Origin of the sequence: Cetobacterium somerae ATCC BAA-474, assembly GCF_000479045.1 — a bacterium.
In the GTDB taxonomy this organism is placed as follows: Bacteria; Fusobacteriota; Fusobacteriia; order Fusobacteriales; family Fusobacteriaceae; genus Cetobacterium_A; species Cetobacterium_A somerae.
In genome coordinates this window covers 46145-68047 of the sequence record NZ_KI518055.1, presented here as the reverse complement: position 1 = coordinate 68047, position 21903 = coordinate 46145, and the positions used below count along the sequence as shown (strand labels likewise).

The following is a 21903-nucleotide window of genomic DNA, read 5'->3' as shown; positions in this document are numbered from 1 at the left end:
GAACCATAAAATTTATGAAAAAAATTTTAATTTTTGCATCTAACGGCTTTGAAAGCCTCGAATTATCGCCATTTATCGATGTTTTTGGCTGGAATAATATTGTTGGAACTAAAAAAGTTTTCCCCACAATTTGTGCCATTCATGATGTACTTAGCGCCACTTGGAATTTAAAAATTATTCCTGAAGTTAACTTATTAAAAACATCTATTAATTTAGACGAGTTTCATGCCTTAATAATTCCCGGTGGATTTGGTAAAGCTGGATTCTTTAATGATATTCAATCAGAAACACTAAATTCCTTGTTAAATCATTTTATTTCAAATAAAAAAACTATAATTGGAATATGCACTGGAGCTTTAGCAATTGGAATTCATGGATATTTAAAAAATATTCCTGCTACAACATACCTCTTAGATAATGAAAGATATTTTAAACAATTAGAACAATATAATGCCATTCCTATTAAAAAAGATATTGTAATATCTGATAACATTATTACTTCTTCAGGCCCTGGTACTGCTATTGATTTAGCTTTTTATCTTCTTGAAAAATTAACTAATCAAGAAAATTGTATGGTAGTTAAAAAAAATATGAATTTTTTTAAATAATTTAAGATTTTTAATGAAATTTCTTGTATTTTATGTTATGCTTTAAAGTGTCAAATAACCCTATCTTGTATAGGGATTTTAGTGAGGTGTTTTATATGAAAATAGAAGAAGGAAAAGTAGTAACACTTGAGTTTAAAGTTTACGACAAAAACAACGGAGAACTTTTAGAGGACACACAAGATGTAGGACCATTTTTCTATATCCACGGATTTGGAAACTTTGTTCCAGCTATCGAAGAAGCTTTAGAAGGAAAAGAAAAAGGATATACTACTACTATTGAATTAACTCCAGAAGAAGGATACGGAGAGTACGACGAGGATTTAATCGTTGATATGGAAAAATCTGAGTTTGTTGAATTTGATGATATCTATGAAGGACTTGACTTTATAGCTGATATGGATGATGGTTCTGAGCAATCATTTATCATCACAAAAATCGAAGATGAAATTATCACAGCAGATGGAAACCATCCTTTTGCAGGTAAAGATTTAAGATTTGAAGTTACTGTTTCTGATGTTAGAGACGCTACTGAAGAGGAGATTGAGCACGGACATCCTCATTTCCACGGTTTTGAAGACTAATTATTACTATAAGAATTAAGGAGTATAAATAGATGAAAATAGCTTTAGGTGCAGATCATGGTGGATTTGCTTTAAAAGAGATTGTTAAGAAACACTTAGAAGATAAAGGATTTGAAGTTTTAGATAAAGGATGTTATTCAACTGAATCAGTTGATTATCCTGTTTATGCAAAAGCTGTAGCTAACTCTATTCTTAATAAAGAAGCAGATTTTGGTATCCTTATTTGTGGTACTGGAATTGGAATTTCAATTGCAGCCAACAGATTTAAAGGAATAAGAGCAGCTTTATGTTCAAATACTACTATGGCTAAATTAACTAGAGAGCATAACGACGCTAACATTCTTGCCCTTGGTGCTAGAATGACTGGAGACGTTTTAGCTCTTGAAATTGTAGACGAATTCTTAAAAACTGAATTCTTAGGTGGAAGACACTTAACAAGAATCCAAGCTATCGAACTTTAATCTTTTATTAAAGGAGTAAAATACAATGGCTACTATATTTACTAAAATTATAAATAGAGAGATTCCAGCTTCTATCATTTTTGAAAATGATAAAGTTATAGCTTTTAAAGATATAAATCCTCAAGCTCCAATTCATATTCTAGTTGTACCTAAAAAAGAGATACCAACTTTAAATGATATTACTGCTGAGGATTCTGAATATTTAACTGCTATGTATCTAGCTATTAAAGATATTGCTAAGGATTTAAATATTTCTGAAGATGGATATAGAGTTATTGCAAACTGCAATACTCATGGAGGACAGGAAGTGTTTCACTTACATTTCCATTTGTTAGGTGGACAACACCTTGGTCCTATGCTATCAATTTAATAGTAATTAAAAAGGTTGCCAATAGGCAACCTTTTTTTATATCTTATCTACCCACTCTTTAATCTCATTAAAGTTGTTTTTTACAATATCTTCAACAGGTAAAGTTTCAGAAGAAACTCTAGGGAAGAATTTTATTTTTACTGTTCCACTTTTTGGCATTTTTCTATGAGCTGGAAATAATTCGTATGCTCCTTTTATTCCAAAAGGAACTATATCTGCATTTAGTTCTTTAGCTAATATTCCATAGAACTTTTTAAACTCTCTCATCTCTCCATCTCTACTTCTTGTTCCTTCAGGGAATATAACTATATTTTTCCCCTGTCTTAAAGCTGTTGCAGCACACTGTAGTGTTTCTGCTAAATTTTTATTAATATCAATTAACATAATATTAGAATTTTCTCCTAAGTAACTCATAAATCCTTTTTTAAAGTGTGCTACTTTTGCTAAGAAATATGTATTATCTAAAGTTTTATTATCTATACTTTGAGTAAATATAAAACCATCTAAGAAACTTTGGTGATTTCCAACAAATACTGTTGGCTTTGTAACTTTAGAATTCTCTAAACCTTCTTTTTCTATTTTTATATATAATGAAAATAGTGGTTTAAATAGTGCTTTTACTAATTTTCCCATAGAGTTAGATTTTGGTAATCCTTCAAAATTATCTTTTTCTAATATTTTTTTCCAATCAACATCCTTTATCTCTAAACTTGTTGAATTTTCTTTTAAATATTCTGCAATTTTAATTACTGTAGGATTTTCTGTTAAAACCTCCTCTGTCAAAGTAACTCCGAAGCTACTTTCAACAAAAGCTATAAATTCAACTAAATCTAAAGAATCTAATCCTAAGTCTAACTCAAGATGAGCATTTGACATAACTTTTTTACCTTTTAAGTTCGTTAAATAATCTGAAATAGCCTTATACTCTTCAAAAGTTGGAATATTTTCCTCTTTTTCCTCTTCTATTTTACCTTCTAAAAGAGCTGGAACCATAAATCTTCTTATCTTTCCAATCTTTGTTTTTGGTAACTCTTGTTGTACTATTTTTAAATCTAAAATCTTTTTGTAATTTGGTGTAGAACCATTATACTTATCTATTATACCAGTTTTTAGTGTCTCAGCTATATTTGTAACTCTATGCTCTTTTACCTTAGTAAAATTAGGGTATATAACTGCTGTAAGTAAAGAGTTATACTCTATTACAACCATCTCTTCTATTAAATCTGTTTTTGATAAAATAAACTGCTCAATTTCCACAGGATTTATGTTTTTTCCATTTGATAAAACTATCATCTCTTTTTTTCTTCCTGTTACAAAAAGATAATCATTTTTTAACTCTCCTAAATCTCCTGTGTGGAACCATCCCTCTGAATCTATAACCTCTGCAGTTGCTTCAGGTTTTTTATAGTACCCTTTCATTAGGTTTCTACCCTTAGATAAAATTTCACCATCTTCAGCTATTTTTACCTGAACTCCATCCATTATTTTACCAGCTGACCCAGGTACTACTTGATTTATAGGTGTAAAAGATATCATAGGTGCTGTTTCTGTAAGTCCGTATCCTTCACATACATCTATTCCTAAAGTTTTAAAATCTCTTGATACTTCTGGATTTAGTTTAGATCCTCCCGATACAAAAAATCTTATATTTCCTCCAAATCCTTCATGAACCTTTTTAAAGATTTTCTTACTTAACTCTTTATTATCAAGCTTTTCACATAATTTAAATAATGATTTTATAACTTTATTTGAGTTTATTTTTTCCATTATTTTTTTATGTAACATCTCCCAAAGTCTAGGTACTCCAATCATCATAGTTATCTTATAATTTTTTAAAGCATCTACCATTGCTTGAGATGATAACTCTTTTAAGAATGCTATTGTTGCTCCTTGTTGTAATGGAACAATTCCAGATCCTAAAAGTGGGAATATATGATGCATTGGTAGTAGTGCTAAAACTCTATCTGTTGGTTCATACATTTTATATTTATTTAATCCCTCTATATTTACCAATATATTATCAAAAGTTAACATTACTCCTTTTGGACTTCCAGTTGTTCCAGATGTATATAGTATTAATGCCACTGCCTCTCTATCTGGGGCATAAATAATTCCCTCTTTATCTGCTTTTGATAGATCTATCTCATCTACATTTAAAACTATTGTTTGGACTCCAGATAGATTAATAGCTTCTTTTGCTATATCATAAGTATTATTTGAAACAAATATGTATTTAGGTGTACAATCCTCTATAAAATATTGAAACTCAGATACTTTTGAAGCAGCATCTAAACATACACACGTTCCTTTTTTATCCCAAATCCCTAAAAAAGCATATAATAGTTCTGGTCTATTTTCCATAAATATTACTGCTTTTTCCTCTTTTACTAAATCTAAAAGTGATGCATACTCTTTAGCTCCAGCTATTAACTCTTTATACGAATATTCTTTCCCCTCATAAAATATCGCTGTTTTATTATGATTCTTTACAAATTCCAATTTTTCCTCCCAAATTATTACAGGTGTTTTTTTAATCATCAAGTGATTATAGCATAATTGTGTTATTATTTCAATATCATGAGGTAAGTAAAAAGCTGACATAGAAAATATGTCAGCTTTTATTTTTAGTTATTTATACTTTTTTCTATCGAGTCTCTAGTTACTTTTACAATCTCTTCTACTGATTTATTTTCAGGTAATATTTTATCTAAAATTGTGATACTCATTTTTCCTGAACTTGGAACTCCTTTTCCATATGGCATTAAGTCATAAGCTCCATTTATTGCAAAAGGAACAACTGGAATATCTAGCTCTTTTGACAACATAGCAAATGTTTTTTTGAAATCTTGTAACTCTCCATCTCTTGTTCTAGCTCCCTCTGGGAATATCACTAAATTTTTCCCTTCCTTTAAGACTTTAGCTGCTATTTTCAATGTTTCTTTTAGATTTTTATTAACATCTATTAAAATAACATTTCCATTTTCTGCTAAATATTTTTTTATTTTACCTTCAAAATGAATATTTATAGCTAAGAAATATGTATTTTTTAATATATCCTTTGGTAAAGCTTGTCCAAAAGCAAAAGCATCTAACATACTTTGATGGTTTCCTATATATATAACAGGAGATGTTTTTTCCAATTTATTTGTATTTTTTTCTAATTTTATATACCAAGTAAATAAAGGTTTTAATATCGTTGTTATTGGAATGACATATTTTGAACTAGGCATTTTTAAATCAACTGGTTCCTCAAATATCTTCTTCCAATTAATCTCTTTCTCTTCAAAATTTCCACCTTTTTCTCTTACATATTGACAAAGAGCTTCTACAGTTTTTATTCTTGAGAAATCCTCTTCTGAAATATCAACACCAAAAGTATTTTGAATAAATGTTATTATTTCAACTATATCTAATGAATCTAGTCCTAAATCAATTTCTAAGTGTGATTCTGGAATTATCTCTATTTCATCATGAAGAGTTCCAATAAATTTTGAAATTGCTTTAAACTCTTGAGTATTAATCTCTTTAGATGTAGATACTCTTTTTTCAACCTCTTTCTCTGATACTATTTCATCTGGTGTTCCTTTAATTAAATTACTTCCTTTCAGTAAATCTTTTAACATAAATCTTCTAAGTTTTCCAAGTTTTGTTTTTGGCAACTCCTCTTTTACTATAACTATATCTAATATTTTTTTATATTTTGGTGCTGTTACATTATATTTATCTATAACTTCCCATTTAATAGCTTCTTTAGCATTTGCAATTTTCTTCTCTTCTAAAACTTTAAAATCAGGATAAACAATTGCTATTAGATGTTTTTCATCCTCTGTTACAGCAACCTCTTGAATTAAATTAGTTCCTTTCATAATTTCAGCTTCAATATCTGACGGATTAATGTTTTTACCATTTGATAAAACGATCATCTCTTTTTTTCTACCAATTATTTTTAAATGATCTCCATCAAACTGTCCTAAATCTCCTGTATGGAACCATCCTTCACTATCTATAGCTTCAGCTGTTGCTTCAGGTTTGTTATAATATCCTTTCATAACATTTCTACCTTTTACAACAATCTCTCCATCTTCTTCTAATTTAACTTTAACTCCTGGTAAAGGAGTTCCAACTGTACCAGCAATAACATTATCTATTCTATTGAAAGATATAATTGGTGACGTTTCTGTTAGTCCATATCCCTCTAACATTTTAAATCCAAATATATTAAAATCTTCACAAATCTCTTTATCTAACTTAGCTCCACCTGAAACTAAGAACTTTATATTTCCTCCAAAAGCATCTTGAATTTTTTTAAACACAATTTTATTTAAAGGCATAATATTTAAAGATTTACATATATTAAAAAGTTTATAACTTAACGCATTTTCTTTAATTTTTCCTTTAATTCCCTTGTGGAACATCTCCCAAACTCTTGGTACTCCTATCACAATAGTTATTTTATATTTTTGTAAGTTTCTTTTTATCGCTTCTGATGATAACTCATCTAAAATAACAACTAAACATCCAAATTTTAGTGGCATTAATACTGTAAAAGATAGTGGTAGTATATGATGAAATGGCAATAAAGCTAGTAATCTATCTTCAGGTGTTACCATTTTTATCTCTTCTATAGCATCTACATTAGACATTATATTATCAAAAGTTAACATTACACCTTTTGGATTTCCTGTTGTCCCTGATGTATACAACATAACTGCTACTGCATCTTTTTCTAAACATTCTACAGCTACATTTTCAATATCTATATCTTTTGTTATATCTATTTCATCAACATTCAATATATTTATACTTGAATTTGATGCCTCTTTAGCTTTTTTAACTACCTCTATATTCTCATTAGAAGTAATTATATATTTAGGATGAGAATCATTGAAAACATATATCAATTGATCTGCATTATAACTTGCATCTAAGTTAGTACACGTCCCTTTCTTATCCCATACTCCTAGTACAGCTCCCATATACTCCGGTCTATTCTCCATAAAAATAGCTACTCTATCCTCTTTTTCTATATTCATTAAACTTGAATATATCTTTGCCATCTTTATAAGTTCATAGTACGAATGCTCTTTATCTTTATAAATTACCGCAGTTTTTTTTCTGTCGTATATAAAATTCATAAATTTTCCCTCCCTAATTTGTAAAAATAATAACTTATTCTATAATAACTTACACCAATTGTCCACTTTTTCCTCTTAACATGTTGACTTTTTAGTATTTATAAAGTAGTATTGTGTTAAAATAATTGAGGAGGTTATCCATGTTAAATGAACTATTAATCAAAACTCGTTCTCATAGAACTTTCGATTCTACAGAAATTGATATTGAAACTTTAGAAAGTTTAATCAATGCTGCTCATCTAGGTGGATCTGCTAGAAATAGCCAAACACTTAGATATACCCTTGTTAGTTCTCAAAGTTTATGTCACAAAATTTTTCCTCACACAGCTTGGGCGGGAGCTATTCCTTGGAGTCCAACTTTAGAAGAGGGACCCAAAGCCTATATCCTTATTAGTACTCTTAAAGAAAATCTTTTATCTCCTATAACTTTAGGTATTGATATTGGAATTGCATGTCAAAATATTCTTTTAAAAGCTACAGAGCTAGGTTTTGGTGGATGTTTAATTGGAGCTTTTAATAAATTAGATGTATCTAAAACTCTTGATTTAGATATGGATACTTACAATCCTCAAATTTTAGTAGCCCTAGGAAAACCAACTGACAAAGTTATTTTAACTAAAGGAAATATTGGTAATTTAAAGTATCATAGAGATGTAGAGGAAAATGTACACTATGTGCCTAAACTTTCTCTAGAAACTTTGATTTTAAAAAAATTCTAGGAGGATTTTATGAAAAAAACAATTGGAACTTTATTTCTTTTAACTTCAGCTTTCTCTTTAGCTAATGAAACGCCTACAATCTCTGTTACTGGAACAGGAACTGTTTCAGGAAAACCTGATACTTTTAGCATAATAGCTACTGTTGAAACAACAAATAAAAACTCACAAACAGCTATTAGTGAAAATACAGATATTGTTAATAAAGCCATTGGTTTATTAAAGAAAAGTGGTTTAAAAGAAAATAATATAAAAACTGAAAATTACTCTTTAAATTATAGAAATGATTACAATGTAAAAGATGGAGAGATGAAGTACTTTGTTAGAAATCAAATTTTAATTACTAGTAATGATTTAGATAAAGCTGGTACTGTACTTACTGCTCTTAATAATGGTGGTGTAAATAATATTGGAGAGATTAACTTTTTTATAGCTGATAGAAAAGAGTTAGAGGATAAAGCATATAAATTAGCCTATGAAAATGCTAAATATAAAGCTGCTTTAATCGCAGGTATAGATGACTTTAAGGTTTCTCCTAAAAATATTGATTTAAATTACTCAATGCCTAGACCAATATCTTTTATGTTAAACTCAGCAGCTAAAGCTGATGATACACCAATTCCTTTAACAGTTCCAAATGATGTCGATGTTACTGCAAGTATGAATGTAATTTTCTATATGGAAAAATAAAAAAAACAGCTGATTTCTCAGCTGTTTTTTAATTTTAATAATATAAGGTCACTCCTAAATAAAAATCTAATAACACTTGAAAAACAATTGCTATAAATATTATTATTACTACTCCTAACATACTTGTTCCACAATCTCTATCTTCTGGTTCAAAACCTCTTTTTTCAAGAATTTTTTCTGCTTTCATAAAATAAAAATCATTAGCCTTAAAGCCAATATATATCCTAATAAATAGAACTAAAATAGTTCCTCCCATAAAAAACTTTGTTTTTATTAAAAATAAAAATGTTACTAAGTTTATAAGAAGATTTATAAGTAAAAGTACAACTGCACTTTTATACATTTTCCGATAGGCAAACCATAGTGTTTCAAATAGAAATGCTGCAAAATTAAATTTAATCTTTTCACTTCTCCAACTTTCTAAGTAATATTTGGAATTTTTTCTTACAAAGTCTTCTAAACTTCCTAGATGTTTTTCTACATATTCTATTCTACTCTCCATAGTCCCTCCTTAGCTATTTAAAGTTCTAAAAATCTTGATTAAAATAGTTTATTCTTCTTATAAATATACTACTTAATATTTGCTCTTTATCCTTATTTTTTATATAAAAACTTTCTATTTTTTTTAAAGATTTATAATCTCTAAATCCATAAGCTAAAGTTGCTAAATCATTTATATCCAAACTTAAATCAAACTCTCCCTCTATCTTCTCAACTTCACTTTTATTTATTTTAAATACCCCTGTATTAGACTCTATATATCTATCTTGTACATATATTTTAATCTCTTCATTCTCTTTTAAACTTTTACTTAGTCTTTTCAATACTTTTTCAACATGTAAAATTCTTACTTGTATTTTATTTTTTAGAGTTTTTTTAACTAAATTTTCACTATCTAAATAATCTTCTAAATATGTATTTTCAGGAAGAATAATCTCTATTTTTTTATAGTAATCCTTATATCCATATAAAATAGATAATAATCCTTCTAAAGTATCTTTATCCTTAAATAAAATTTCTTTTACATATATACTTTCAGACTTAACTAAACTCATATAACCATTTATTTTTCCAGCTATATCATAGCTAATATAGATTAATCCATCTTCACAAAAAATTTCTGATAATATCTTCTGGTAGTCCTCTTTTTCTCTAGCAACTTTTACATAATATTCTTGAGAAACTTCTTTATAAAATTCTTTTAATTTTATTAAAATATTTTGGTCATAACTTTCATCTTGTATTTTCTCAATTTTAAACTCTTTTTTAAAATCACATAATACAGGAAACTCTAGTTCATATTTAGAAAGTGTTGAAATATAAGCAAATCCAAATCTTTCATATATTTTTTTATCAATTGGCGTTAAATATATAAACTCTTCACCAAAATCATATGCTTCTTTTAAACTTTTTAAAAGTAACTCTTTCATAACCCCCTCTCCTCTTTTTTCAGGAGTTACTCCTACACCTACAAGATATCTTCCCATAAACCTATCTTCATCAACTGATATATGATAACTATTTTCAAATAGCATTCCATAAACTTTATTATTTTTTAAAAACATCTTTGTATTTTCTTCATTATAAACATTATCAAAATACCAATTTATATAATCTGACTCATCATTAAAAAGATTCTTCCATAAAACTTTTAATTGATTTTTTATCATTTTCCCACCTACCTTATATAAGAAAAGGTGAGAATTTCTCACCTTTTTATTTTATCTATTTTTTACATAACTATAAAGTGCTTTTACTCCAACTCCTGTAGCACCTTTTTTAAACCATTTTACACCGCTATTAAATGCAGTTCCTGCTATATCCATATGTATCCACGGTAATCCTTCAACAAATCCTTCTAAAAACTTAGCTGCAGTTATTGATCCACCCATTCTTCCACCAGTATGTTTTACATCTGCAACAGTTGATTTTAATAATTCGCTATACTCATCGAATATTGGCATTCTCCAAACTTTTTCTCCATATAGCTTACTACTTTTTTCTAACATAGCGTATTTTTCATCATTATTTGAAAATACTCCTGTTGTAATTGTTCCTAATGCAACAAGAATTGCCCCAGTAAGTGTTGCTAAATCAACAACTTCTGTCACCTTTTCATTTCTTACAGCATAAGTTAATGCATCTGCTAGTGCTAATCTTCCCTCTGCATCTGTATTTATAATCTCAACAGTTTTTCCATTCATTGATTTTATAATATCTCCTGGTCTATAAGCATTCTCATTTATAGCATTTTCACATGCTGGAACTATTGCAACTACATTCTTTTCAACTTTTCCTTTAGCAATAGCACACATAGCACCTATTACAGAAGCTGCTCCTGCCATATCGCTTTTCATTTCAAACATAGAGTCTGCTGGCTTTATACAAAGTCCACCTGTATCATATGTTAATCCTTTTCCTACTAATCCTATCTTTTCATTGTTATCTTTTCCATTTAGATATCTCATTACAATAAGTCTTGGTTTTGTTATAGATGCTCTACCAACCGCTAAAAGAAGATTCATATCTAATTTTTCAATCTCTTTTTCATCTAAAATCTCAACTTCAAATCCGTATTTTTTCCCAAGTTCAACAGCTTTTTCTGCTAAAGTTATTGGATTAATAACGTTTGCAGGTTGATCTACTAAATCTCTAGCTATATCTGTTGCTTCTCCTAAAAGAATTGTTTCTGAAAAATCTTTTTCTTCTCCAGGAATAAATAGCTCTATTTCTAAAGTTTCACCTTTTTTCTCTTTAAATGTATCAAAGTTATAATTTACATTTGATGAAATTTCCCCTAAAACATTATAGTTTAGTAATTTTTCATTCTCTGCTGATATTAAAACTGAACCTTTCTCTTTAGACAATACATCAAACATTACTTCTCTATATGTATCTAAATTAAACTCTTCCTCTTTACCCATTCCTACAAAAATCATTGAAATTAAGTATGTTCCTTCTAAAAATTCAACTTTTAAAGTTTCACCTTTTTTCCCTGTAAACTCTTTTTTATTTATTAACTTTTCTATTAAATCCTTGTTTGTTGAAGATATGTGTTCACAAATATTAACTTGTCCCTCAAAACATAATACAATATTTAAATCATAACCTTTTTCAATTTTGTTGATAACTTTAAACATAGCACTCCTCCTCTATATACTGTATTTTTTTATAAATTCAATTGGTTGATAAGAAAGTTTTGCTTCTCTTAATCCTAAGCTTCCAAAATCATCTTCTCTATTCATAAGTTTAACATCTGAAAACTCCTCTTTTGCAACATACATATTTATCATCTGATAACTTCCTTGGTAATCAAATATCCCTTTTTCAATATGGATAACTCCCATATTTTCTGTTAATTTTTCTCCAATAGCATAAGCCACTATTTTTCCATCAACTTTTATAACTCCTCCTCTTAATTCTAAAATTTCATAGTTATTAAGAAGCTCTTCTATACCCATAGTTTCAGATATTATAATTGTATCCTCTTTTCTATTTTCAGTCCATTCTCTTTGAAAAATTCTTATATCCTCTATATTTTCTCTTGATATTTTTTCATAAGTAAAGTTATATGTTTTTTTAAATTTATTTATTTTATTTTTTTTAGAAGAAAATTTTCTTCCTTTAAGTTCTGCTAAATCCTCTTGTAAATAGATATAGTCAAAGGAATCTCTCTCCTCTGTCACTATAAAATCCTCTTTTAAGAACTCTTTATAGCTTTCAGGAATGAAAACTATCTTTCCATTCTTTTCTTTAATTTTTTTTACAGCAGTTATTATCTTATCTTTATTATCATCTTTTGAAACAGGTGAAAAATAATATTCATTACCTTCATAAAATCCTTTTATATAAAGTATCTCATTCTCAACTGCATATTGAATATTTTCACTAAAACTCCATAAAAAAAGATTTGTAAAATTCATATCTGAAGTTTCAAACTTATTTTTTAAAAATTTTTGTAGTTCCTCTCTACTATCTATTGTTAATTTTTTCCAGTCCATTTATTCTACACCGCCTTAATATACTATTGCAAGTATATACCAATAAGGCTTTAGTGTCAAATTAAAAAGAGTCAGATATAACTCTGACTCTCTACATATGTAGCCTAAAATGTCTAAAAAGAAGAATTCTTTCTAATTCATCAAAGGTGTTTATATCTTTTTCAAATAAAACAACAATAAGATAAGTCAATAATATTAATGTAAATATAAGTAGAATCTTTTGAGAAATAACAGTTTTTTCCATAACTATTCCTCCATCTCTTTACTTTTTATATTTACTTCATATTATTGGATTTGTCAAATTTTATTTTATTCCATTTCCTCTAATCTTCTTATTCTATCAGCAGTACTTGGATGAGTACTAAATAAATTTGCCATCTTACTTCCTGCTAAAGGTGAAACAATAAACATATTTTCTGTAGCTGGTGCTGCATCCATGGGAATCCTTGTAGCATATGACTCTAATTTTCTTAAAGCATTTGCTAAATATCTTGGATGACCACAAATTTTCCCACCAAAATTATCAGCCTTATACTCTCTACTTCTAGATATAGCCATTTGAACCAACATTGCTGCTAAAGGTGCAAAAATACTTATTGCCAATAACCCAAAAATTCCTCCGTGATTATCGTCCTCATCTCTTCTTCCTCCACCAAAAATAGCTGCCCACTTTGCCATATTAGCCATATATGCAATAGCTCCTGCTAAAGTTGCTGCCACACTTTGAATTAGTATATCTCTATGAGAAACATGTCCTAATTCATGTCCTATTACTCCTGCTAACTCATTATCATCCATAAGTTCAACTAATCCTCTTGTCACTGCAACCGCTGCATGATGAGGATTTCTTCCAGTTGCAAATGCATTTGGCTGACTTTGATTTATCATATATACTTTTGGCATAGGTAATCCTGCATTGTCAGCTAACTTCTTTGTTATCCAATAAACTTTATTATTTTCTGGTATCTCTTGTGCTCCATACATTGATAGTACAATTTTATCACTAAACCAATATGATACAAAATTCATTACTCCTGCTAAAACTAAAGCTATTGTCATTCCTGTTTTTCCACCAATAGCTCCTCCTATAAATAATAGCAATAAGGTCATTACTAGCATTAATATAAACGTTTTAAAACCTTGCATTTTTTACCTCCAGTCTTTTTGACTTTTTTCTATAAAGTACCATATTTTTTATTTTTTGTAAATAAACAGAGGGATATATTTAATCTAATATCCCTCTTCTTTTAGCTATTTTATAGAGTTTGCAGCCTCTTCACCTGCAATACGTCCAAATACAACTGCTGCACTATATGCTGCACTAGTGCTTGTAACTTCTCCAGCTGCATAAAGTCCTTTTACCTTTTCACCTTTTGTATTTACAACTTGTGTTTTCTCGTCAGCTACTACTCCACCTTTTGTCATATGAATAGCTGATTGAACCTTAGCTCCATAATAAGGTCCCTCTTTTCTCAATGTTTTTGTTGAATTTTTTAACTCTTCCACTGGAATATTTAACTTTTTAGCTAACTCCTCAATTGTTTCAGCCTTTGTATGAAGTCCTAAATTATTATGTTTTTGTAAACGATAAAAAGAATCATACAGATCTTGATCATATATATAATAAGCATAACTACCAGTTTGAGCTTCAATAGATTTAGCTCTTTCCATACTCGTTGGTTTATCTTTTAAGAATGTTTTTCCCTCTTGGTTAACTAGTATATAACCGTCTCCTCCTCCTGTTAAATCTCTACTTGGAACAAGTATAAAAGAGAATATGCTTAAAACATCTAAGTTATCCATCTTTAAATTATTCTTTTCAAATACAGGAATAAAGTCTCCTGTTGCTGACATTTGATTTGATGTTGCTAATGTCTCTGAACCAGGTGCATATTTTGCAAGTAGTTCTTTATTATGAGAAAATCCTCCTGTTGCAAGAATAACTGCCTTAGCATTTATATCATAAAATTTATTTTTATTTTGAACCTTAACCCCTGTCACTTCTCCATCTTTTACAATTAAGTCTAAACCTTTTGTTCCTGTTCTTACATCTATTCCTAACTCTTTTACTTTCTTTTCTAACCCATCTTGAATCTCTTCTCCAGCATACGCATCTTTCTCAGCCATATGATTTCTTAAACCGTAGTTATGATTTAATTCTATTCCCATACCTCTTAACCAAGCATCAAGTTTAAATGCTCCTTCAGCTTGAGCTTGAGTTCTTTCAATTGTATCCATTTTATTTGCTTTATCTTTTACAAAAGCTTCTACAGTATCAAATGTTCCATTTTTCTTTTGTGCTTCTGAATTTATTAAATCAAAAAAGTTCATATCAAACTTTCCATTTCCACTTAAAATATCTAATTTTTCTATTAATATTATATTTTTAGCTCCCGCTTCTTTAGCTGATATTGCTGCTGCAAGACCTGCAGGTCCCCCTCCTACTATAACTATATCTGTATTTACCGGTTCTAAATATGCTATTTCCTCTTTTGGTCCACCTGTTTTCACTGTAATCTTACCATAGTCTTTTCCTTGAGCTTTTAAAGCTTGTGCTACTGCTCTTTTTACTCCAAAAGATGTATAAGTTGCCCCTGATACATTATCTACAATAGGACTTTGTGCTTCTATAATTCTCTCCTTAATAACAGGAAATGCTCTTTTTACAACTGGTGATGTTTCTTTATGAGATATTAATTCTAAATCAACAATCTCTTCCCCCTTTGTTTTTACATTTACTTTTAACTCACCACCATAACCATTTCCTTTTCCAATATAAGATTTCTCACTTTGACCAAACGCTAGTACACTCAATGCTGTAAAAAATAAGACTTTCCTTTTCATTTTCCCCTCCAAAATCATTTATATGTTCTTATTATAATATTTTTTGTTTTTTCTGCAAACATTTTTTTGGTAAATTTGCTTTTTTTTTATAAAAATATTATACTTTAACTATAGAAAATTAAACAAAAGGAGACCAATATTATGAAAAATTTAGTTATGAAGACTTCTATAAATTCATACGACATTTTTATTGGACAAAATACAATAGATAGACTTAATGATTTTACTGAAAATTATGACAAAATACTACTACTTACAAATAAAACTATAGGTGAACTTTATGGTCAAAAGATTTTAAGTAATCTTCCAAAGAAAAAAACCTATGTCTATAAAATTGAAGACGGTGAAATATATAAGAATATGGAAACTTCTATGGAAATTTTTTCATTTTTAATAGAGAATAATTTTTCTAGAAACTCTTTAATCATATGTGTTGGTGGTGGAGTTGTTTGCGATTTAGGAGGATTCATTGCTTCTACCTTTATGAGAGGTCTTGATTTTTTACAAGTTCCCACTTCTTTATTAGCTCAAGTTGATGCTAGTATTGGAGGTAAGGTTGCTATTAATCACTCTCTTGGAAAAAACTTAATTGGTTCTTTTAAACAACCTATTGGAGTTATTATAGATATTAATTTTTTAAAAACTCTACCTTTATGCCAATTTAAATCAGGTATGGGAGAGGTTATTAAGCATAGTATCATCGCAAAAGATAAAAGTTATTTTAACTTCTTAATTGAGTCATATAGAGATATTTTAAAGTTAAAACCTGAAGTTTTAATTGAAATGATTTATGAATCTTGTAAAATAAAAAAAGAGTTTGTTGAAAAAGATGAATTTGAGAAAGGTGATCGTGCCTTCTTAAATCTAGGTCATACTTATGGCCATGCTTTAGAAACTCTTTTTGATTATCAACATATCTCTCACGGCGAAGGAGTAGCTAAAGGTATACTTTTTGAAATGCAAATCTCTAAATTTTTAGGTTTTGCTACAGAAGAATACATTAATTCTATCAAAGAACTTTTCAGTCTTTATAAAATTGATCCTACTCCTATATATATAGAGGAAGAAACTTTAATAAATGTTATGAAAAAAGATAAAAAAAATACCCATGATAAAATTAAATTTATTATTGATAAAAATGGAACTCTTGAAAATATGCCAATTTCTAAAGAAGTTATCTCTGAAGTTAACCACTCTTTTAAAAATAGAATTTTAAAAGGTGTTATAGATATAGGAACTAACTCGTGTAGACTTTTTATTGCAGAGATTGAAAAAACTGATAATAAAATAGAGATTATTACACCATTATATAAGGATTTAGAAGTTTCTAGATTAGGAAAGAACCTTAATCAAACTGGTGTTCTTTCGAAAGAATCTATTGAAAAAACATACTATATTATTAAAAGATTTAAAGAAAAAGCTGATTCTATGGGTGTAACTGAGCTTATTGCATTTGCCACTGCTGCTACAAGAGAAGCTAGTAATGGTAGTATGTTTGTTCAAGGAATAAAAAATGAATTTGATATAAATACTTTAGTTATTCCTGGAGAGATTGAAGCAAAATTAAGTTTTAATGGAAATAGCAATATCTATAGAGAAAAAATAGCAACTATTGATGTAGGAGGCGGTAGTAGTGAAATTACCATTGGTGATTACAATGGAATTGACTATATCAAAAGTTTCCCCATTGGAGTTGTTAAATTAACAGAGATGTTTTTTTCAGATGAAAACTATAATGAGGAAACTCTTTTATCTGCTCGTAACTATTTAAAAGGATTTTTTAACGAATTAATTAAATTTGAAGGTAATAACTTTAAAATTATAGGAGTTGCAGGTACTGTTACAACTAATGTTTCTATTGTTAAAAAATTTCCTAAGTTTGATGAGAAAGAGATAAATGGCTATGTTTTAACAAAAATGGATTTAGAGGAAAACTTATATCTATTTTTAAGTAAAACTTTAGAAGATCGTAAAAAAATTATTGGTTTAGAACCTAACCGTGCTGATGTTATTATTGCTGGAAATCTAATATTATTAACTCTTTTAGATATTTTAAATAAAAATAGCATCACAGTTTCAACAGTTGATAATTTAGAAGGCGGTATGGTATTAAATATATAATTGTGGTATAATTTATAGGTTCATTTTTTATGAATAAGGAGGCGCTAAATGAAACTTTTATTAGATAGATGCTCAATTGGTGGTTGAGCAAGCAAAATAGGACCGGAGGTTCTTTCAAGTTTATTAAAAAATCTTCCAAGTGTGGAAGATAAAAATTTAATTGTTGGTTTTGAAAAATCTGATGATGCTGCTATATATAAATTAACAGATGATATAGCTTTAATCCAAACTTTAGACTTTTTTACACCTATGATTGATGATCCATATATATTTGGACAAATAGCTGCGGCTAACTCTTTAAGTGATGTTTATGCAATGGGAGGAGAACCTAGAACAGCTATGAATATAGTTTGTTTTCCTGAAAAGGAAAATATCGAAATTTTAGGAGAAATTTTAAGAGGCGGAGCTGAAAAAATTGCTGAATCTGGAGCTGTTCTAAGTGGTGGACACTCTATTCATGATCCTGAGATTAAATATGGTCTTTCTGTAACTGGACTTGTACATCCTGATAAAGTTTTTAAAAATTACGGTTCTCAAGAAGGAGATGTTTTAATCATAACAAAACCTCTTGGAACAGGTATTATTTCTACAGCTTCTAAAGTTGAAACTCTCTCTGATGAAGTAAAAACTGAGTGGATTGAAATAATGACAACTTTAAATAAATACTCTGCTGAAATTATAAGAGACTATCCAATAACTGCTTGTACAGATATTACAGGATTCGGATTTTTAGGGCACGCATATGAAATGGCAGTAGCTTCTGAAAAAACTTTCGTTTTAGAACAAGAACTTATTCCATATTTAGACATTGCTAAAGAGTTCGCTAAAGAGTTTTATATAAACTCTATGGGACAAAAAAATAGAAACTATTTAAATGATAAAGTTGATATTTCAGCAGTTCCATTTTGGTTACAAGAGATTATGCTAGATCCACAAACATCTGGTGGATTACTATTTTCTGTTTCTTCAAAATATGCATCAGAGGTTATGGAAAAACTAAATACTCTTCAAATAAAGTCATCTTTAATTGGAACTGTAGATAAATATAATGGAAAATATATTGTAGTTAGATAAGGGGAATATTATGACTAATAAACAAACTCTTTTAAGAAATCTTCCTAAAGTAGATAAAGTTATCGATCTACTGAATGAAAAGGAGTTTTTTAAAGATAAACCTTATAAAGAGGTTTACGACGCTGTTAACGAAGGAATTAACTTTTTTAGAAAAGGAATTCTTGAGGAAGTTATCACTCAATACTCTATTGAAGATATCGAAAATGAAATTACAAAATCTCTAACTAAAAATTTAGAGTTTAATTTTAAAAGAGTTATAAATGGTACAGGAACTATCCTACATACAAACTTAGGAAGAGCTCTTTTTTCAAAAGAATTAATTGAGCATCTGCAAAATTCACTTTGCGGATATAGCAATCTTGAATTTGATTTAAAAACAGGTGAAAGAGGAAGTAGATACTCTCATGTAGAAGATCTTATCGCAAAAGTTACTGGCGCTGAAGCTGCATTAGTAGTTAATAATAACGCTGCTGCTGTTATGCTTTGTTTAAATGAATTCAGTAAAAATACAGAGGTTATTATATCTAGAGGAGAGCTTGTTGAAGTTGGTGGCTCATTTAGAATTCCAGATATTATGGAACTCTCAAGTGCTAAACTTGTTGAAGTTGGAACTACTAATAGAACTCATCTAGCTGACTATCAAAAAGCAATAAATGAAAATACATCAATGCTTTTAAAAGTTCATACATCTAACTATCATATCTCTGGTTTTACAAAATCTGTGTCTAATAAAGAGATTGCTGAATTAGCAAAAGAACATAGAATAATTTCAATGGAAGACTTAGGAAGTGGTGTATTAATAGATTTTTCTAAATATGGACAAAAAAAGGAACCTACAATTTTTGAATCTTTAAACTCTGGTATTGATTTAATTACTTTTAGTGGGGATAAACTTTTAGGTGGACCACAATGTGGAGTGATTATTGGAAAGAGAGAGTTAATTTCAAAATTGAAAAAAAATCAATTCTTAAGAGCTTTCAGAGTTTGTAAAATGACTATTAGTGCTTTAGAATTTACTTTTAAACAATATGTTGATGAAAAGGTTGCAATCGAAAAAAACCCTACTCTAAATAGAATTTTAGAACCTATAAGCGAAGTTTTTAAAAGAGCAGAGATTTTAAAGAATCTTTTAAAAGATATTGAAATCGATAGTGAAATCATTGAAACAAAAGCTATAATTGGCGGAGGCTCTATGCCTGATGCAACTATCGATAGTTATGGTGTCGCTATCACTTCTTTAGATGGAAAACAAGTTGAAACAGCTTTTTTAAAAGAGGATACACCTATTGTTGGAAGAGTTCAAAACAATCAATTTTTTATTGATTTAAAAACAATTCACAGTGATGAGTACTCTATAATCATAAAAAACTTTAAAAAGTTCTTAGAGAGAGTATAGATATGAAGAATATAGTAATTGGTACAGCTGGTCATATAGATCACGGAAAAACAACTTTAGTCAAAATGCTGACAAATATAAATACCGATACTATGAAAGAGGAAAAAGAAAGGGGGATGACCATTGATCTTGGTTTTGCCCCTTTAAATATTCCTTCTGGTGATATTATCAGTATTATTGATGTTCCTGGGCACGAAAAATTTATAAAAAATATGGTTGCTGGTGCTAAAGGTATTAACTTTGTGCTTTTTTTAATAGCTTGTGATGATGGTATTATGCCTCAAACAATAGAACATAAAGAGATTTTAAAACTTCTTGGAATAAAAAATGGAATTATTGTTTTATCAAAAAGAGATCTAGTTACTTCTGAAAGAGTTGACGAAGTTAAAGCTCAAATTTCTCAAGAGTTTAAAGAGGAGTTTTTTAAAGATTTTCCTATTGTTGAAGTTAGCCTAAAAGATAGTTCAACCTATGAAAACCTATATAATTTAATTTTAAAAGAGATTGAAAATTTTGATTTCTCTTCATCTAATAATATTCAAAATATTTTTAGACTAGATATTGATAAAATCTATTCTCCTAAAGGAATTGGAACTATTGTTAGTGGTACAACTATTGGTAATATAAATAAAGGGGATACTTTAACTCTTTATCCTCAAAAAATTAATATTAAAATAAAGGGAATTCAAAATCATGGAAAAGATTTAGAATACATTTCATCTCAACAAAGATGTGCCTTAAATATAACTGGAGTAACAGCAAAGGAGCTTGAAAGAGGTAACCTTTTAACTAACAGTAAAACTATTACAAATAGCAAAATAATAGATGTAGTATTCAATAGATTATCAGAAGGAACTATTCCTAAAAACAATACTAAAATAAGATTGAATATTGGTACTGGAGAGTATTATGGAAAGATTAAATATCTTCAAGATTTTGAAGAGGAATCAACCTTTTTCCAACTTATAATGGACAAAGAAATTCCTGTCGATTTTGACGATATTGGTATATTAAGAACTCTTAGTACATCCGCTTTACTTGGAGGAGCTCGAATTCTAACACCTTTTGGAGTTCCTACTAAAAAAAATAATTCTATTTATTTAAAAAAATTAAACTATCTTTTAAATAAACAACTTAATGTTTCAGAGTATCTTTTAAATAAGGGAAGTTTTACTTATATAAACGATTTGAATAAAGAGTTTAACCTCTCTTTAAATGAAAATAGTTTTGATCATAATATTTTTGTTTTTAAAACAATAAAAGCTATTATTCATAAAGAAAATCTTAAAAATCTTAAAAATGAAATTAATTTATATTTAAATGATTTTCATTTAAAAAACCCTCTTAGAAAAGGGGTACCTTTAGCAACTATTAACAACCTATTTTTTAAAGGAATCAACTTAATAAATGAGTTTCAAGATGAGTTTCAAGAAAAAGATAACTTTGTTTCACTTAAAACATTTAAAGTTAAGCTTTCAAAAGATGAAAAAAAAATAAAAGATGAAATTTTAATTCTATTAAAAAAACAGGAGTTTAATGGATTAAGTTTTGAAAAGTTAAATGATTATTTTCATAAAAATCTAAATTTTAAAGAAGTTTTTCAATATTTAGTTAGAGAAGGGCTTATTATAAAATTAAATGAATATTTTCTTTTAAAAGGTTTTTATCAAGAAGCTTTAAATAGATTAGATAACTTCCTTATATTAAATACTCAAATTACACTAGCAGAGTTTAGAGATCTTCTCAAAACTAGCCGTAAAATGGCTCTTGTATACCTTGAAAATTTTGATGAAAAAAAAGTTACTAAAAAAATTGATAGTTATAGAATAAAAAATAATATTTAATCTTGAAGGAAATTTCATAAAATCACTTAATAATATAATATATTCTATTAAATGGGAGTGAT

The 21903-nt window shown here is 28.4% G+C and carries 19 protein-coding genes; 10 read left to right on the top strand and 9 right to left on the bottom strand.

What is annotated here, in order from left to right; all coding sequences use genetic code 11:
* Positions 1–14: 14 nt before the first annotated feature.
* The 4 genes from HMPREF0202_RS00340 to HMPREF0202_RS00325 all read left to right on the top strand — a co-directional run bounded on the left by HMPREF0202_RS00340 (position 15) and on the right by HMPREF0202_RS00325 (position 2020).
* Positions 15–608, top strand: coding sequence for a DJ-1/PfpI family protein (locus HMPREF0202_RS00340; RefSeq protein ID WP_023049619.1), 594 nt, complete (start codon positions 15–17; stop codon positions 606–608).
* Positions 609–703: 95 nt separating this feature from the next.
* Positions 704–1189, top strand: coding sequence for an FKBP-type peptidyl-prolyl cis-trans isomerase (locus HMPREF0202_RS00335; RefSeq protein WP_023049618.1), 486 nt, complete (start codon positions 704–706; stop codon positions 1187–1189).
* A 32-nt stretch (positions 1190–1221) separates the two neighbouring features.
* The gene (gene rpiB, locus HMPREF0202_RS00330; RefSeq protein ID WP_023049617.1) at positions 1222–1650 is read left to right on the top strand and encodes a ribose 5-phosphate isomerase B; all 429 of its coding nucleotides are present in this window, start codon (positions 1222–1224) and stop codon (positions 1648–1650) included.
* Positions 1651–1675: 25 nt separating this feature from the next.
* Positions 1676–2020 carry a histidine triad nucleotide-binding protein gene (locus HMPREF0202_RS00325; protein ID WP_023049616.1) on the top strand — a complete coding sequence of 115 codons (345 nt, stop codon included), beginning with the start codon at positions 1676–1678 and terminating at the stop codon, positions 2018–2020.
* A gap of 36 nt (positions 2021–2056) precedes the next feature.
* Here HMPREF0202_RS00325 and HMPREF0202_RS00320 read toward each other — a convergent pair whose 3' ends face one another.
* On the bottom strand, positions 2057–4519 hold the full coding sequence (locus tag HMPREF0202_RS00320; protein ID WP_040405901.1) for an AMP-binding protein: 2463 nt from the start codon (positions 4517–4519) through the stop codon (positions 2057–2059).
* A 125-nt stretch (positions 4520–4644) separates the two neighbouring features.
* On the bottom strand, positions 4645–7155 hold the full coding sequence (locus HMPREF0202_RS00315) for an AMP-binding protein (RefSeq protein WP_023049614.1): 2511 nt from the start codon (positions 7153–7155) through the stop codon (positions 4645–4647).
* A gap of 140 nt (positions 7156–7295) precedes the next feature.
* Between HMPREF0202_RS00315 and HMPREF0202_RS00310 the strand changes: the two genes are divergently transcribed.
* Positions 7296–7874, top strand: coding sequence for a nitroreductase family protein (locus tag HMPREF0202_RS00310; protein ID WP_023049613.1), 579 nt, complete (start codon positions 7296–7298; stop codon positions 7872–7874).
* Between the two features lie 9 nt (positions 7875–7883).
* Positions 7884–8561, top strand: coding sequence for an SIMPL domain-containing protein (locus HMPREF0202_RS00305; protein WP_023049612.1), 678 nt, complete (start codon positions 7884–7886; stop codon positions 8559–8561).
* Between the two features lie 34 nt (positions 8562–8595).
* Here the strand turns inward: HMPREF0202_RS00305 and HMPREF0202_RS14620 are convergent, their stop codons facing one another.
* The 7 genes from HMPREF0202_RS14620 to HMPREF0202_RS00275 all read right to left on the bottom strand — a co-directional run bounded on the left by HMPREF0202_RS14620 (position 8596) and on the right by HMPREF0202_RS00275 (position 15406).
* A complete protein-coding gene (locus HMPREF0202_RS14620) occupies positions 8596–9063 on the bottom strand; it encodes a DUF2628 domain-containing protein (protein ID WP_023049611.1) in 468 nt (155 codons plus the stop codon).
* Positions 9064–9088: 25 nt separating this feature from the next.
* Positions 9089–10231, bottom strand: coding sequence for a GNAT family N-acetyltransferase (locus HMPREF0202_RS00295; protein ID WP_040405900.1), 1143 nt, complete (start codon positions 10229–10231; stop codon positions 9089–9091).
* A 51-nt stretch (positions 10232–10282) separates the two neighbouring features.
* Positions 10283–11701 carry a leucyl aminopeptidase gene (locus HMPREF0202_RS00290; RefSeq protein WP_023049609.1) on the bottom strand — a complete coding sequence of 473 codons (1419 nt, stop codon included), beginning with the start codon at positions 11699–11701 and terminating at the stop codon, positions 10283–10285.
* Positions 11702–11713: 12 nt separating this feature from the next.
* Positions 11714–12562, bottom strand: a complete 849-nt coding sequence (locus tag HMPREF0202_RS00285) for a DUF2156 domain-containing protein (RefSeq protein WP_023049608.1) — start codon at positions 12560–12562, stop codon at positions 11714–11716.
* Between the two features lie 91 nt (positions 12563–12653).
* Positions 12654–12806, bottom strand: coding sequence for a hypothetical protein (locus HMPREF0202_RS15025; RefSeq protein ID WP_023049607.1), 153 nt, complete (start codon positions 12804–12806; stop codon positions 12654–12656).
* Positions 12807–12871: 65 nt separating this feature from the next.
* A complete protein-coding gene (gene htpX, locus HMPREF0202_RS00280) occupies positions 12872–13708 on the bottom strand; it encodes a zinc metalloprotease HtpX (protein ID WP_023049606.1) in 837 nt (278 codons plus the stop codon).
* 105 nt (positions 13709–13813) lie between these two features.
* On the bottom strand, positions 13814–15406 hold the full coding sequence (locus tag HMPREF0202_RS00275; protein WP_040405899.1) for an FAD-binding protein: 1593 nt from the start codon (positions 15404–15406) through the stop codon (positions 13814–13816).
* A 141-nt stretch (positions 15407–15547) separates the two neighbouring features.
* On the opposite strand from HMPREF0202_RS00275, the gene aroB reads away from it, so the two are divergent.
* The 4 genes from aroB to selB all read left to right on the top strand — a co-directional run bounded on the left by aroB (position 15548) and on the right by selB (position 21841).
* Positions 15548–17527: a 3-dehydroquinate synthase gene (gene aroB / locus HMPREF0202_RS00270; RefSeq protein WP_023049604.1), complete on the top strand. Its 1980-nt coding sequence runs from the start codon at positions 15548–15550 to the stop codon at positions 17525–17527.
* Between the two features lie 96 nt (positions 17528–17623).
* On the top strand, positions 17624–18601 hold the full coding sequence (gene selD / locus HMPREF0202_RS00265; protein ID WP_211231148.1) for a selenide, water dikinase SelD: 978 nt from the start codon (positions 17624–17626) through the stop codon (positions 18599–18601).
* A gap of 10 nt (positions 18602–18611) precedes the next feature.
* Entirely contained in the window at positions 18612–19997 is a 1386-nt protein-coding gene (selA, locus tag HMPREF0202_RS00260; protein WP_023049602.1) for an L-seryl-tRNA(Sec) selenium transferase, read from the top strand.
* 2 nt (positions 19998–19999) lie between these two features.
* Positions 20000–21841 carry a selenocysteine-specific translation elongation factor gene (selB, locus tag HMPREF0202_RS00255; RefSeq protein WP_023049601.1) on the top strand — a complete coding sequence of 614 codons (1842 nt, stop codon included), beginning with the start codon at positions 20000–20002 and terminating at the stop codon, positions 21839–21841.
* Positions 21842–21903 lie beyond the last annotated feature (62 nt).

Coding starts and splice junctions, on each gene's coding strand:
- HMPREF0202_RS00290 (WP_023049609.1), bottom strand. CDS start 11,701: ATGTTTAAAGTTATCAACAAAATTGAAAAAGGTTATGATTTAAATATT.
- HMPREF0202_RS00340 (WP_023049619.1), top strand. CDS start 15: ATGAAAAAAATTTTAATTTTTGCATCTAACGGCTTTGAAAGCCTCGAA.
- rpiB (WP_023049617.1), top strand. CDS start 1,222: ATGAAAATAGCTTTAGGTGCAGATCATGGTGGATTTGCTTTAAAAGAG.
- htpX (WP_023049606.1), bottom strand. CDS start 13,708: ATGCAAGGTTTTAAAACGTTTATATTAATGCTAGTAATGACCTTATTG.
- HMPREF0202_RS00285 (WP_023049608.1), bottom strand. CDS start 12,562: ATGGACTGGAAAAAATTAACAATAGATAGTAGAGAGGAACTACAAAAA.
- HMPREF0202_RS00305 (WP_023049612.1), top strand. CDS start 7,884: ATGAAAAAAACAATTGGAACTTTATTTCTTTTAACTTCAGCTTTCTCT.
- aroB (WP_023049604.1), top strand. CDS start 15,548: ATGAAAAATTTAGTTATGAAGACTTCTATAAATTCATACGACATTTTT.
- HMPREF0202_RS00315 (WP_023049614.1), bottom strand. CDS start 7,155: ATGAATTTTATATACGACAGAAAAAAAACTGCGGTAATTTATAAAGAT.
- HMPREF0202_RS00295 (WP_040405900.1), bottom strand. CDS start 10,231: ATGATAAAAAATCAATTAAAAGTTTTATGGAAGAATCTTTTTAATGAT.
- HMPREF0202_RS15025 (WP_023049607.1), bottom strand. CDS start 12,806: ATGGAAAAAACTGTTATTTCTCAAAAGATTCTACTTATATTTACATTA.
- HMPREF0202_RS00325 (WP_023049616.1), top strand. CDS start 1,676: ATGGCTACTATATTTACTAAAATTATAAATAGAGAGATTCCAGCTTCT.
- HMPREF0202_RS00310 (WP_023049613.1), top strand. CDS start 7,296: ATGTTAAATGAACTATTAATCAAAACTCGTTCTCATAGAACTTTCGAT.
- selA (WP_023049602.1), top strand. CDS start 18,612: ATGACTAATAAACAAACTCTTTTAAGAAATCTTCCTAAAGTAGATAAA.
- HMPREF0202_RS14620 (WP_023049611.1), bottom strand. CDS start 9,063: ATGGAGAGTAGAATAGAATATGTAGAAAAACATCTAGGAAGTTTAGAA.
- HMPREF0202_RS00335 (WP_023049618.1), top strand. CDS start 704: ATGAAAATAGAAGAAGGAAAAGTAGTAACACTTGAGTTTAAAGTTTAC.
- HMPREF0202_RS00275 (WP_040405899.1), bottom strand. CDS start 15,406: ATGAAAAGGAAAGTCTTATTTTTTACAGCATTGAGTGTACTAGCGTTT.
- selB (WP_023049601.1), top strand. CDS start 20,000: ATGAAGAATATAGTAATTGGTACAGCTGGTCATATAGATCACGGAAAA.